General features: G+C 38.4%; 1 pseudogene. It reads right to left on the bottom strand.

The window, feature by feature from the left end:
- Nucleotides 1-51: 51 nt before the first annotated feature.
- Nucleotides 52-232, bottom strand: a pseudogene (locus tag FD09_RS16860) (ribonuclease G); the annotation flags it as partial.

A 232-nucleotide genomic window follows, 5' to 3' on the forward strand; every position in this document is an offset into this window, starting at 1 on the left:
CGAACCTTGGTGGTCTTTATTTGAATAAGTGCTTGTGCTAGTAATTACCGTTTAGATATTGGCCACTAAAGAAGCAAAGAAAAACATATATAGGACAAAAATAGCAATCGAAATAATAAATTGGACTATTCCTGCTCGGTTTCAAGTCGCTTGCACGGCCTTGAATGTCTCGACATCTTGATAATCACCTTTTTGCCAGGCCCATTCATTCCCCTTAAAACCAACCACAAAA

The sequence above is a fragment of the Schleiferilactobacillus perolens DSM 12744 genome, assembly GCF_001435585.1.
GTDB classification, from domain to species: Bacteria; Bacillota; Bacilli; order Lactobacillales; family Lactobacillaceae; genus Schleiferilactobacillus; species Schleiferilactobacillus perolens.